The organism is Xanthomonas albilineans (assembly GCF_009931595.1).
Lineage (GTDB): Bacteria > Pseudomonadota > Gammaproteobacteria > Xanthomonadales > Xanthomonadaceae > Xanthomonas_A > Xanthomonas_A albilineans.
In genome coordinates this window covers 337,376-350,289 of the sequence record NZ_CP046570.1, presented here as the reverse complement: position 1 = coordinate 350,289, position 12,914 = coordinate 337,376, and the positions used below count along the sequence as shown (strand labels likewise).

Annotated in this window: 13 protein-coding genes and 1 tRNA gene; 9 read left to right on the top strand and 5 right to left on the bottom strand. The window is 66.4% G+C overall.

What is annotated here, in order from left to right:
- Nucleotides 1-6 precede the first annotated feature (6 nt).
- Entirely contained in the window at nt 7-345 is a 339-nt protein-coding gene (locus tag XaFJ1_RS01480) for a P-II family nitrogen regulator (RefSeq protein ID WP_012914919.1), read from the bottom strand.
- Nucleotides 346-520: 175 nt separating this feature from the next.
- Here XaFJ1_RS01480 and ubiK point away from each other — a divergent pair, with 175 nt between their 5' ends.
- Both ubiK and XaFJ1_RS01470 read left to right on the top strand, forming a co-directional pair.
- Complete coding sequence (ubiK, locus tag XaFJ1_RS01475) at nt 521-790, top strand: ubiquinone biosynthesis accessory factor UbiK (protein ID WP_012914918.1); 270 nt, start codon at nt 521-523, stop codon at nt 788-790.
- Nucleotides 791-802: 12 nt separating this feature from the next.
- Complete coding sequence (locus XaFJ1_RS01470) at nt 803-2,359, top strand: YifB family Mg chelatase-like AAA ATPase (RefSeq protein WP_045757616.1); 1,557 nt, start codon at nt 803-805, stop codon at nt 2,357-2,359.
- Nucleotides 2,360-2,432: 73 nt separating this feature from the next.
- Here XaFJ1_RS01470 and XaFJ1_RS01465 read toward each other — a convergent pair whose 3' ends face one another.
- Nucleotides 2,433-3,281 (bottom strand): alpha/beta fold hydrolase, encoded by an 849-nt coding sequence (locus XaFJ1_RS01465; protein ID WP_045756688.1) that lies wholly within the window; start codon nt 3,279-3,281, stop codon nt 2,433-2,435.
- A gap of 322 nt (nt 3,282-3,603) precedes the next feature.
- A tRNA-Arg gene (locus XaFJ1_RS01460) sits at nt 3,604-3,680 on the bottom strand.
- 200 nt (nt 3,681-3,880) lie between these two features.
- On the opposite strand from XaFJ1_RS01460, the gene ubiA reads away from it, so the two are divergent.
- Nucleotides 3,881-4,783, top strand: a complete 903-nt coding sequence (gene ubiA / locus XaFJ1_RS01455; RefSeq protein WP_012914915.1) for a 4-hydroxybenzoate octaprenyltransferase — start codon at nt 3,881-3,883, stop codon at nt 4,781-4,783.
- Between the two features lie 148 nt (nt 4,784-4,931).
- On the opposite strand, the gene XaFJ1_RS01450 is transcribed toward ubiA, so the two are convergent.
- The gene (locus XaFJ1_RS01450; protein ID WP_012914914.1) at nt 4,932-5,663 is read right to left on the bottom strand and encodes a ComF family protein; all 732 of its coding nucleotides are present in this window, start codon (nt 5,661-5,663) and stop codon (nt 4,932-4,934) included.
- A 49-nt stretch (nt 5,664-5,712) separates the two neighbouring features.
- Here XaFJ1_RS01450 and bioB point away from each other — a divergent pair, with 49 nt between their 5' ends.
- From bioB to bioC, 5 genes are all read left to right on the top strand, one after another.
- On the top strand, nt 5,713-6,756 hold the full coding sequence (bioB, locus tag XaFJ1_RS01445; protein ID WP_012914913.1) for a biotin synthase BioB: 1,044 nt from the start codon (nt 5,713-5,715) through the stop codon (nt 6,754-6,756).
- A gap of 102 nt (nt 6,757-6,858) precedes the next feature.
- Nucleotides 6,859-8,064, top strand: coding sequence for an 8-amino-7-oxononanoate synthase (gene bioF / locus XaFJ1_RS01440; RefSeq protein WP_045756686.1), 1,206 nt, complete (start codon nt 6,859-6,861; stop codon nt 8,062-8,064).
- 260 nt (nt 8,065-8,324) lie between these two features.
- A complete protein-coding gene (gene bioH, locus XaFJ1_RS01435; RefSeq protein WP_012914911.1) occupies nt 8,325-9,086 on the top strand; it encodes a pimeloyl-ACP methyl ester esterase BioH in 762 nt (253 codons plus the stop codon).
- A gap of 86 nt (nt 9,087-9,172) precedes the next feature.
- A complete protein-coding gene (locus XaFJ1_RS01430) occupies nt 9,173-9,955 on the top strand; it encodes an SDR family oxidoreductase (RefSeq protein ID WP_012914910.1) in 783 nt (260 codons plus the stop codon).
- A gap of 145 nt (nt 9,956-10,100) precedes the next feature.
- Nucleotides 10,101-10,997 (top strand): malonyl-ACP O-methyltransferase BioC, encoded by an 897-nt coding sequence (gene bioC, locus XaFJ1_RS01425; RefSeq protein WP_012914909.1) that lies wholly within the window; start codon nt 10,101-10,103, stop codon nt 10,995-10,997.
- A 167-nt stretch (nt 10,998-11,164) separates the two neighbouring features.
- Here the strand turns inward: bioC and XaFJ1_RS01420 are convergent, their stop codons facing one another.
- Nucleotides 11,165-11,779, bottom strand: a complete 615-nt coding sequence (locus XaFJ1_RS01420; RefSeq protein ID WP_012914908.1) for a YdcF family protein — start codon at nt 11,777-11,779, stop codon at nt 11,165-11,167.
- A gap of 547 nt (nt 11,780-12,326) precedes the next feature.
- Here XaFJ1_RS01420 and XaFJ1_RS16425 point away from each other — a divergent pair.
- A complete protein-coding gene (locus XaFJ1_RS16425) occupies nt 12,327-12,749 on the top strand; it encodes a hypothetical protein (RefSeq protein ID WP_012914907.1) in 423 nt (140 codons plus the stop codon).
- The last annotated feature ends 165 nt before the right edge of the window (nt 12,750-12,914 follow it).

Below are 12,914 nucleotides of genomic sequence, written 5' to 3'. Positions count from 1 at the left end.
ACGCCGCTACAGCGCATCCGCATCCAGCTCACCGGTGCGGATTCGCACCACAGCGCCCATGTCGTAGACGAATACCTTGCCGTCGCCGATCTTCCCGCTGCAAGCAGCCTTGACGATAGCCTCGACCACCGGCTCGACCCGACCATCGGTGACTGCCACTTCCAACTTCACCTTGGGCAGGAAATCGACCACATACTCGGCGCCACGGTACAACTCGGTGTGACCCTTCTGCCGGCCGAACCCCTTGACCTCGGTGACGGTGATACCAGAGACACCTTGTGCGCCAAGCGCCTCGCGCACATCGTCGAGCTTGAACGGCTTGATAACGGCCATGACCATCTTCATATGGCCTTCTCCAATTGCAATCGGCTCAGGATAACCTGGTTGCGCGATGCCCGGCCGTCGGGTTCAATGGTGGGACGCCTCCATCGCCGGAATTTTCCGACAGCGCGCCGCGCCCGTTGCCGATGGTCCCGAACCGTCGGGTAATGCAATCTAGCGTCACCTGCCGGAGACAACCATGATCGATCTCAACCATCTCGACGACCTCGCCCGCCGCCTCAGCGACCTAGTGCCACCAGGCCTGCGCCAATCCCGCGACGAACTGCAAAACACCTTCAAGAGCGCGCTGCAAGCTGGGCTGAGCAAACTCGACTTGGTCACCCGCGAAGAGTTCGAAGTGCAGCGCGCGGTGCTGCTGCGCACGCGGGAGAAGCTCGAAGCGCTGGAGCGCACAGTCGCCGCGCTGGAAGCCGCGCACAGCGCGCAGACACCCCCCTCCAACACCTGACCAACCCCTGCCATGAGCCTGGCGCTGGTGCACAGCCGTGCCCGCGCGGGGGTGCTTGCGCCTCCGGTTCGGGTCGAAGTCCATCTATCCGGCGGCCTGCCGGCGACGCAGATCGTCGGCCTGCCCGAAGCCGCAGTGCGCGAATCGCGCGACCGCGTGCGCGCCGCCATTCTGTGCGCGCAGTACGCGTTCCCGGCGCGGCGGATCACCGTCAACCTGGCACCGGCCGACCTACCCAAAGAGGGCGGCCGCTTCGACCTCCCGATCGCACTGGGCATCCTTGCCGCCGCCGGCCAACTCGATCCACAGGCAATGGAGCAATACGAATTCCTCGGCGAACTGGCACTCACCGGCGAACTGCGTCCGGTCGATGGCGTATTGGCGGCCGCGCTGGCCGCTGCGCATGCTGGACGCACGTTGATCGTGCCCGCGGACAACGGCGCTGAAGCGGCACTTGCGCAACACGTGCGCGCATTCACCGCACGCACCCTACTCGAGGTCTGCGGACTGTTGAACGGCAGCAAGACCCTGCCCGTAGCCGAAGCACTACCCGCCGCCGCCCTGCCCTTCCCCGACCTGAGCGATGTGCGCGGTCAGGCGCAAGCGCGGCGCGCACTGGAGATCGCCGCCGCAGGACATCACCATCTGCTACTGATCGGCAGCCCAGGCTGCGGTAAAACCCTGTTGGCCTCGCGCCTGCCCGGGATCCTCCCCGAGGCCAGCGAGGCCGAAGCGCTGGAAAGCGCGGCCATCGCATCGGTCAGTGGCCGCGGCCTGGATCCGGCCCGCTGGCGGCAGCGTCCATATCGGTCGCCGCACCATACTGCCAGCGCGGTATCGCTGGTCGGTGGCGGCACGCATCCGCGCCCGGGCGAAATCTCGCTGGCGCACAACGGCGTGCTGTTCTTGGACGAATTGCCCGAGTGGAACCGGCATGCACTGGAAGTGCTGCGCGAGCCTCTCGAATCGGGCCAGGTCACCGTATCACGCGCAGCGCGCAGTGCCGAATTCCCCGCGCGCTTCCAACTGGTGGCGGCAATGAATCCCTGCCCTTGCGGCTGGGCCGGTGACCCCAGCGGCCGCTGCCGCTGCAACGAGGACAGCATACGCCGCTATCGCGCACGCATCTCCGGGCCCTTGCTAGATCGCATCGATCTGCACGTGGAAGTGCCTCGCTTGCCACCGCAGGCGCTGCGCGCCGATGCCACGACGAGCGAACCCAGCGTCGCCGTGCGCGCCCGTGTGGAGCAGGCGCGGCAACGACAACTGATGCGTGCCGCGCGGCCCAACGGCCAGCTCGACCACTACCAGACCATGCGCGACTGCCGCCTGCAACCGCACGACGAAGCACTCCTGGAACACGCGATCGATCGCTTGCGACTGTCGGCGCGCTCGCTGCACCGCATCCTGCGCGTGGCCCGCACCATCGCCGACCTGGATGGCAGCGATGCCATCGCCACCCCACATCTCACCGAGGCCATCGCCTACCGGCAACTGGATCGTGGCGAGGCAATCACGCCGGGTGCGGAATCCACGCCGCGCGGCGCCCTGCGGCGTAACCCCGAGTAGCCACGCCACCGTGTCACATCCGCACGGCGCACAACGCGAGAACGAAGCCAAGCAAAAAGCACTAGCGCATGCATCAGCCGGAGATTGCGCGCACCATCTCGGCCAACAACGCATTGCAGCGACGCGCATGCGTGAAAGTCATGCCATGCGAGGCCCCGGCAAGCAGGTGCAAGCGCGGGTCCGGCAACCATTGCGCGAGCGCAGCGGCGTTGTCGCGGTATTGCACCGGACTGTGTTCGCCGGTGACCAACAACACCGGCAACGCCAGGCTGGCGGCCTGCTCCGGCCGATACGCCGGCAGCGCGTCATCGATCTGCGGCAGCAGTGTCTGCGCGTTATCGCGCACCATCTGCCGGAATGTCGTACTGCTACGCGCCCAAGCGCCGGGCTGGCTGACCGAATCGACGAAGCATTCCAGGCCGGCCTCGAGCTGTCCGTCCTGCAACAGCGCCACCGCACGCGCGCGGACCGCCAGCACCTCGGCCGACAAGCCATGCGACTGCGGCCCGCCGGGATCGAACAAACTCAGGCTGGCGACCGCCGCAGGCTGCTGCAACGCCACCTGCCAGGCCACCGCGGCGCCACGGGAGTGCCCCACCAGATGCACAGGCCGCGCTTCGCTGGCGATGAAAGCCGCCACTTGCTGCGCGTGCCAACGCCAACCGAAGACATGCCGCGATGCCGAGCGCAACCGCGGATAGTATTGACCCAGACTCACTGCGCTGAGCTGAAAACGATCGGCCAACCCGCGCAGTTGGGGCATCCAGTAGCGGTAGTCGCACAACGCCCCATGCACCAGCACGACCGGCGCACCGTCGCCCACCCGCAGGTAAGCCAGCGCATCATCGGCACCCAGAAGGCGCACTGCGGGTTTGCTTAGCGGGCTGCGCAGACGTGTCACCGACCACCGCACTGCACGCATGGCAACGCGTGGCCACTGCCTAGCTGACAGACGCAACACGACCGTCTGGACGCCAAGCAGGCACAGCAACAGCGCCGCCTACCGCACGAGAACGCGCGATAGTCAACAGTTGTGGCCGAGTGCGACGACGCGATCGACAGCATGCGCAAGATCATGGCATGCACATCTGTCGCGAGCACGGCGTAGCGCTGAGTAGCCGCCAGCGCGGCCAAGACCGGAGACATAAAGCTGCCGAATCATTTTTCAGCAAAGAGGCCAAAAAAACAGAAAACCCGATTCCTGAAGGGTTTTGCACATCCCCGACCACGCCTGGGACGCGAACTGGTGCGCCCGGAGGGATTCGAACCCCCGACCAATGGCTTCGGAAGCCACTACTCTATCCGGCTGAGCTACGGGCGCAACGGACGCGCATTCTAACGGTAATCCGATGCCGCGTCTCCCCCTGCCTGCGCGCATGCAGGGGGCCGCATCCCTTCGCGTCGACCCGCGTGCGCGCCGACCTGCCCCGACATCGCATGTCCGTACCATGACCGCCACCGCCACCGCCACCACGCGAGCGCCGACTGCCGCCCCCACGACGCGACTGCTACCCTTGTGCGATGAGTTACGAACGCTATGAAATGCCCGGCGCGCCGCCAGCACTCCCACGCATCGGCCAATACTGGAAGCTGCTGCGTGGCGACCGTCCGATCGGCGCGCTCTTGCTGTTGTGGCCAACTTGGTGGGCGCTGTGGCTGGCCGCCGACGGGGTGCCGCCGCTGTGGACGCTATGCGTGTTCACTGCCGGCGTCTGGCTGACCCGCTCGGCCGGCTGCGTGATTAACGACTACGCCGATCGTTGGCTGGACCCACACGTCGAACGTACACGCAACCGTCCGCTGGCAACCGGCGCGGTCAGCGGCCGCGAGGCGCTGGGGGTGTTCGCGTTGCTGATGCTCGCCGCTTTCGCGCTGGTGCTGACGATGAACCGATTGACCATCGGCCTGAGCGTGGTCGGTCTGTTCCTGGCCGCCAGTTATCCGTATCTGAAGCGCTATACCTATCTGCCGCAGGTTTACCTGGGCATGGCCTTCGGCTGGGGCATTCCGATGGCCTTCGCGGCGGTGCGTGGCGAGGTGCCCGCGCTGGGCTGGCTGCTGTACGCGACCAACATCCTGTGGTCCACCGCCTACGACACATGGTACGCGATGGTCGACCGCGAAGACGATCTGCGCGCTGGATCCAAGTCCACCGCGATCCTGTTCGGCAAACTGGACCTGCTCATCCAGGGCATCCTGTACACGCTGATGTTCGTCGCGCTAGTCTGCGTCGGCCAACGCGCCGCGCTGGGAATCTGCTACTGGGCCGCACTGGGCGTCGCCGCGCTGCTGGTGGCAAGCGAATTCTTCATCGCACGGCATCGCGAACGCGCTGCGTGCTTCCGCGTGTTCTTGCACAACAATTGGGTGGGCCTGACGATCTTCGTCGGCATCGCCGTCGCGCTGGCGCTGCGCGCGCGGTAGCTTCCGCGCGCCGGCGATGCGCAATTTCTCCAACCATCGCGTCGGAAACCATTGCGGTCATTGGCTCTGTCCACTCGCCGCGAAAAACACGCCAGACGCCACGGCTGCAAGACATGCTCCACCGCAGCGGATCGGCAGCACGTGGCGCTCACGGCACCCGCGCCACCACCCAGGCATCGACCCTGGTCACGCCCGCGCGACGCAACGCCTGCGCGGCCGCATGCAGCGTCGCGCCGGTGGTCATCACATCGTCGATCAATGCCACATGCGCCGGTAACACCGCCGGATCCGGCACGGCGAACGCACCGCGCAGGTTGCGCCGACGTGCCCGCGCATCCAGCTCGGACTGCGCAACGGTCGCACGCACGCGCTGCAAACCGTGGCACACCGGCACATCCAGCGCGCGCGCCAGCGGCCGCGCCAATTCCAGCGCCTGATCGTAACCGCGCTCACGCAGCCGCGCGGTATGCAGCGGTATCGGTAGCAATGCCTGCGGACGCGGCAACGCCGCACAGCGCGCCTGCAACAGCGCCGCCAGCAGGCGCCCGGCAACCAGATCCTGATGGAATTTGAACCGACGCAGCAGGCCATCGACCGGCGCGGCATACACACAGGCGCTGACCACCAGGTGCAGCGGCGGCGGGCAACGTTGGCAGGCACCACACAGCTGGTCCGCATCCAGTCCCGGCAACGGCAGCGCACAGTGACGACAGGCATGGGCGTTCCACGGCAAGGCATCGCAGCAGGCCGGACACAGATCCAACCCAGGCGCGCCTGGCTCGGTGCAGACCAGGCAACGCTCCGGCAGCAAGCGACGCTGTAACCATCGCCAGCAGCCGTCAACCCGATTTGCGATAGCGAAGTTGACAGGGCTTTCCATGCTCACCAGACTGCCCGCTTTCGCAGCCGCCTACAGTCAGGAAACCCCCATGCACGCTGTCGTCCGACACGACTGGCAACGCCAGGAATTACTCGCGCTGTTCGATCTGCCATTCCCGGAACTGCTGCATCGCGCCGCCCAGGTCCACCGCGAACACTTCGACCCGGCGCAGGTGCAAGTGTCCACGCTGCTCTCGGTGAAGACCGGCGGCTGCCCCGAAGACTGCGCATACTGCCCACAGGCGCAGCGCTACAACACCGGCGTGGAAGCGCAGAAATTGATGAGCACCGAAGCGGTTCTGAGCAAGGCACGTCAGGCCAAGGCCGCTGGCGCATCGCGGTTCTGCATGGGCGCGGCCTGGCGCTCGCCGAAGGAACGCGACATCCCCAAGGTGGCGGAGATGATCCGTGAAGTGAAAGCGCTGGGCCTGGAAACCTGCGCCACCCTGGGCATGCTCGACGGCGCGCAGGCGCAGGCGCTGAAGGCCGCCGGGCTGGACTACTACAACCACAATCTGGATACCGCCCCGGATTTTTACGACACCATCATCCACACCCGCCAATACCAGGATCGTCTGGACACCCTGGCCCACGTGCGCGACGCCGGCCTGAAAACCTGCTGCGGCGGCATCGTGGGCATGGGCGAGTCGCGCGACCAGCGCGCCGGGCTGCTGCAAGCCCTGGCCAATCTGCCTGTGCATCCGGACTCGGTGCCGATCAACCGCCTGGTGCAGGTCGCCGGCACGCCCCTGCACGGCACCGCCGAACTGGATGCGTTCGAATTCGTGCGTACCATCGCCGTTGCCCGCATCGTCATGCCGCAGGCGATGGTACGGTTGTCGGCCGGGCGCGAGAGCATGAGCGACGAATTGCAGGCACTGTGCTTCTGCGCTGGCGCCAACTCGATCTTCTATGGCGAGAAACTGTTGACCACCGGCAATCCGGACACCGAGCGCGATCAGGCGCTGTTCGCGCGGCTGGGGCTGCGGCCGATGCAGGTGATGGTGGATGCCGACGCGCACGATCATCCCGGCACCGTGCATGCGGACATCACCACGCCGACCGACACGCCCCACGACACCGCGCTGGCCTGACCCGCGAGGGTGGCACCGTCCCAACGCATCCATCGGCCCGGTCATATCGGCCATCATCGCCACGCGCTACGCTAACTGGTCAATTTGCCCGCACCCACCGCCATGGCCCGCCCCGACCTACACGACCGCCTTCAGTCCTTGCGCAGCTTGCGTCAGGCGCATGGTCGTCTACGCGTGCGGCGCAGCGTGGGCCGGCGCGATGGCGTTCGCCTGGAACTGGACGGCCGCTGGCTGACCGGCTTCTGCAGCAACGATTACCTGGGCCTGGCGCAGCAATTCGAGGTAATCGCGGCACTGCAGGACGCGGCTGCACGCGACGGGGTTGGGTCCACCGGCTCGCACCTGATCTGCGGCCACCACGCGCTACACGACACGCTGGAACGCGAGATCGCCGACTGGCTCGGCTACCCGCAAGCACTGCTGTTCAGCAGCGGCTTTATCGCCAATCTCGCCGTACAGCAGGCACTGTTGAGCGAAGAGGATGACGTGTGCGTGCAGGACCGGCTCAATCACGCCAGCCTGCTCGACGCCGCCCGCCTGGCTGGCTGCCGCCTGCGCCGCTATCCGCACCTGGACGCCGAGGGTGCGATGCGCCAGCTCAAACACGCCGCCGAGGGCGCGGCGATGCTCGCCACCGACGGAGTGTTCAGCATGGATGGCGACATCGCCCCGCTGCGCGCGTTGGCGCTGGTCGCGCGTACACAACAAGCGTTGTTGTATGTGGACGATGCCCACGGCGTCGGCGTCGTCGGTCCGCATGGCCGCGGCTGCGTGGCCGAGGCCGGACTCGGCGCGGACGAGGTGCCGTTGCAGTTGGTGACGTTGGGCAAGGCACTGGGTGGTTATGGCGCGGTGGTGGTCGGCAACCCCGTGCTGATCCAACACCTGGCCGAAACCGCACGTCCGTATCTCTACACCACCGCGCTACCACCGGCGCAAGCCGCCGCCACGCTGGCCGCGGTCAAGTTGGCGCGGCGCGACCAATGGCGGCGCGAGCGTCTGCTCGAACTGATCGCGGCGTTCCGCGGCGGCGCGCGCCACCATGGCCTGGAGCTGATGGCCTCGGAGACGCCGATCCAGCCCCTGCTGTGCGGCGACGAGACCAGCGCGCTGGCACTGTCGGCAGCGCTGGAAGAGGCCGGGTTTCTGGTCTCGGCGATCCGCCCGCCAACCGTGCAGGAAGGCAAGTCGCGGCTGCGGGTGACGCTGTCGGCCTTACACACGCAAACGCAAGTGCAGGCGCTGCTGGATGCGCTGGCATTGGCCCGAGACCGTCTGGCGGCGCATCCGCTCAGCGTGCCCGCGTGAGCGAAAGGACGCGCGCTGCATGTCCCCGTGGACGACGCTGTTCGAGCTCGGTTGCCGCCACAGATGGCGCCGTATTGGCGACCTCCCCATTGCCTATGGCGGATGTCGCACGCTGACGTGCCTCGGAGTGGTCATGGGCTGGCAGCGCTACAACGACGACGGACCGAACACCGCGCCGCCTCGCTCCTGCTGACGCTGCGCGTGGCACGCCGAATGAAATTGCCACGATCTCCTCTTTACCTTCGCGACGACGAGCGACGATGCACATCGAAACCCTGGGACATGGCCCCGATCTGGTCCTGCTGCACGGGTGGGCACTGAACGGCGGCATCTTCGCACCGCTGCTCGAACGCCTGTCGGCGCAGTACCGCATGCACGTCGTGGACCTACCCGGACATGGCCACAGCCGCGAGGACGACACGCCGCTGGCACTGCCGCATGTGGTCAGCGCAATCGCCGCGGCCACACCGCCAGCGGTGTGGCTGGGCTGGTCGCTGGGCGGCTTGTTCGCGCTGCATGCCGCCGCAACCCAACCGCAAGTGCGTGGCCTGGCAATGCTGGCGGCAACGCCACGCTTCGTCCGCGGCAGCGATTGGCCGCATGCGGTGGCACCGGAGGTATTCGCCCAGTTCGGCCACGACCTGACGGAGGACTACCGCGGCACGCTGGACCGGTTCCTGGCACTGGACACGCTCGGCTCGGCGCACGCGCAGGCCGAATTGCGCACATTGCGCGCCACCCTCGGCGCACGCAGCGAGCCCGATGCGCAGGTGCTGCAGGACGGACTGACGCTGCTCGAACGCAGCGATCTGCGCCGCGCCCTGCCCAGCCTGCGCGTGCCCAGCCTGTGGATCGGCGGCCAACGCGACCGCTTGGTTCCGCCCGCGGGCATGGCCGCCGCCGCCGCGCTGGCGCCGAACGCACAGTCGTTATGCATCAAGGGGGGCGGCCACGCGCCGTTCCTTGGTCATGCAGACGACGTCGCCGAGGCGCTAGACGGATTTCTCTCCGCACTGGCGTAACGCCGTATCGCCAGAGGCATGCGCGGCGCTGGCTGCCAGCGTCGCGATATCCGATCATCGCCGAGTCATTCAAACGGAGCGCGCGCATGGATCTGGGAATCGCCGGCAAATGGGCGCTGGTCTGCGCCGCAAGCAAAGGGCTGGGCCTGGGCTGCGCGCGGGCGTTGGTCGACGAAGGTGTACACGTGACGATCGTGGCGCGCGGTCAGGAAACGCTGGAGGCGGCCGCGGCGCATCTGCGCACACGGCCTGGACGCGGCGAGGTGATCGCCGTGGCGGCGGATATCGCCACCGAATCCGGCCGCGCCACCGCACTGGCTGCCTGCCCGCAGGTGGATATCCTCATCAACAATGCGGGTGGCCCACCACCGGGGGACTTCCGCACTTGGGAACGCGAGGACTGGCTGCGTGCACTGGACGCCAACATGCTGGCGCCGATCGCCTTGATCCGCGCCACCGTCGACGCGATGCAGGCACGCGGTTTCGGCCGCATCGTCAACATCACCTCGGCCGCGGTCAAGGCGCCGATCGACAGCCTGGGCTTGTCCAATGGCGCGCGCGCCGGCTTGACCGGCTTCGTCGCCGGGCTGGCACGACGCACGGTGGCATACAACGTCACCCTCAACAACCTGCTGCCCGGTCAGTTCGACACCGACCGACTGCGTGGCAACATCGCCCACGCCGCGCAACGCGAAGGCGTGGATGCGGCAACCCTGACCGCGCGCAAGCACAGCCAGATCCCTGCCGGACGTTTCGGCACGGCCGAGGAATTCGGCGCGGTCTGCGCTTTCCTGTGCAGCGTGCAGGCCGGTTATCTCAGTGGACAGAATCTGCTACTGGACGGCGGCAGCTATCCGGGGACGTTCTAGGAGCAGGACTCGGGAAAACATGTCCGCAACCGGCGATGCGACATGGATGGTGCCAACCCTCTGCAACGCCACTGCGCAGGGCCGCGCGCTGCCTCGCGGCCACGGCACCAGGCGTCTGGCCGTAGCAATAGGCGATAATGCGGCGATGACGTCCTCTGCATTCGACCCTCAGCATATCCGCCGGGCATTTTCGCGTGCCGCCGCCAGCTACGACGCTACCGCGGCGCTACAGCACGAAGTCGAAAAACGCCTGCTGGAGTCGCTGGACTATCTCGGCGACCGCGTACCGCAAGTGGTGCTGGACGTGGGCAGCGGACCAGCGCATGCCGCGGCGACGATGAAAAAGCGCTGGCCACGCGCGCAGGTGATCGCCCTGGATCAGGCACTGCCGATGTTGCAGCAAGCCAAGCGCCATGCCGGCTGGTGGAAACCGTTCGGTCGCATCTGCGCCGATGCACGCGCGCTACCACTGGCCGAACATAGCGTCGATGTGATTTTCAGCAATCTCTGCCTGCAGTGGGTCGAAGATCTACCGGCGGTGTTCGCCGGCTTCCGTCGCATCCTGCGCCCCGGCGGCCTGTTATTGTGCTCCAGCTTCGGCCCGGACACGCTGATCGAACTGCGCGAGGCCTTCGCCCAGGCAGATCGCGAAACACCGCACGTGAGCCACTTCGCGCCGATCGCACAGTTCGGCGATGCACTGATGCTGGCGGGTTTCCGCGACCCGGTGCTGGACCGCGACCTGTTCACCCTGACCTATCCCGATCTCACCGCATTGATGCGCGAACTGCGCGCGATCGGCGCCACCAACGCGCTGCACGCGCGCCGCCACACGCTGACCGGACGCGGTCGTTTCGACGCCGCCAGCGCCGCCTACGCAGCGCTGCGCACCTCCGAAGGCAGTCTACCCAGCAGTTGGGAAGTGATCTACGCACACGCCTGGGCGCCCCCGCCGGGCACACCGATCCGCGAAGCCCACGGCGAGATCGCCGCAATACCGCTGTCGGCGATCCCGATCCGCCGCCGCGACGCAGTCAGATAGCGCGCGACCAGCATCTGATTTCGGTAAGGTCCCAGGCGCGAATCAGGCCGGGACATGATCGATCCAACCATGCAGCATATTGCGATTGCCGACCCGGACAACCTTGCCGCTTGTGGCCAAGATGGTCGCTACGCATTGCGCGGCGGACGGCACGCTTGCACACAGCGTCAGTTGGCCTGCTCCAGCAGATCACGATGGAAGAAATAGACCTCCTGGAGCAGAAAGGGCCACCGCGTCTGGAAGCTGCGGAAACGGCTGCTCGGAGTCGAAGAAGCCAAGGCGTCGATCTGCAATTCCCGACATAACCTTAGCGCGCGCGCCATGTGCAGGGGATCGCTGACCACAATGACGCGACGCAGCCCATGCGCACGCATGATCTGACGCGCTTGGATCAAGTTTTGCCGGGTGGTCCGCGAGATCGTCTCGATCAAAACCGCGTCGGCAGGCACACCCTGACGCAGCGCATAGCGGCGCGCCACCTGCGCCTCGGCGAAGCGGGCACCGTTACCGAAGCCACCGGTGAAGATCAGCGTTGGCGCATAGCCGCGTCGGTATAAGTCCAGCGCATGGCGGATGCGCTCCTCGAATACCGGCGAGGGCTTGGCGTCGTAGGCGGCGGCGCCGAGTACGATGATGGCATCGGCCGGCGCGGCCTGATCGCGATCACCGACCCAGACGATGTAGATCACCACGCCCAATAGCCACAGCCCCAGCAGGACGCACAGGCGAATGGTCCAGAGCAGCCAGCCACACCATCGCCGCGACTTCGAACCGTGCTTCACGGAAATGTCTCCGAATCGGGGTGGCCGGCACACAGGCTCCTCACCCCGCAGGGCACGGCTAAGCCGGTCAGCACCGCCCTGCGTGCCATCTGTGAGTACGCCTTTCCTTCAGGCTTGAACGCCTTGCCCCGCGCCGCTCTCCTCATCGCATCCTCGCGGCGCGCAAGGACTTCGGTGTAATCGTGCGGCAGGGCGACGTCACGACCGCCCAGGGTGCTGCTCCGTTCGTCGCAGATGGTTCGGCGAGCCTGCGCATACTGCACGCGCCCACGACAGCGTCCGGCGCCCGCGAATGCAGCACCATCGGGGTGAACTGGGCATGGGTGGCAATACGCGCCAGCGCCATGACGTCGCCGGATTCGGGCAAGCAACATGAGACCATGCGCAAAAGGTTAACGTATCGTCCCGAACGCACAGCGTCGGCGGCCGCCATCAAGTGACCGCTGTTGCACGCGACTTAAGTATTTAACCAACCGACACACGAATTAAGGACGCATTCAATGCAGCAGGCCGAATCTGTCATTCAGCCCCCTGGACAGCAAATACCATGACACTGCGCCTGATCTGCGCCGCTGGATTGCTCGCCACGTTGGGTGGCTGCGCTACTTACGATTATGCAGGCGGTAACGAGGGCGGCTACTACCGCGGTGCACCCTCGGTCGAGTATCGCTACCCCGCCGGCTACTCCGAGTACGCCTACCCGTACGGGATGGCTCCCTACGCCTATGGTCCCGGATACTACGGATACTACGGGTATTACAGTTACGGGGTTCCGTACTACTACTACCATCGCGACAGCTACCACGGCGGCGATGGCCCGCCACGCCCCCATCCGGTGCTCATGCCACCGAGCGGAGGCATCGGTATTCCGTCGCCATTGCGTCAACAAACCGTCGATCGCCCGCCACGCTCCCATCCGATGCTCGTGCCACGGGGCGGAGGCATTGGTATCCGGACGCCATTGCGTTAAAATCGACGATGGCGCGGTCGCGGCCATCGTCGCTACGGCAACGGCTGGTACTTATGCTGCGGCTGCTTGCACTGCACCCTAGTAACCTTGGGCGCAGCAATGTGACACGCAACACATTACAAGCCTTATCAGGGGCTTGCGGCGGTGCCACTGCAAGACGCACTC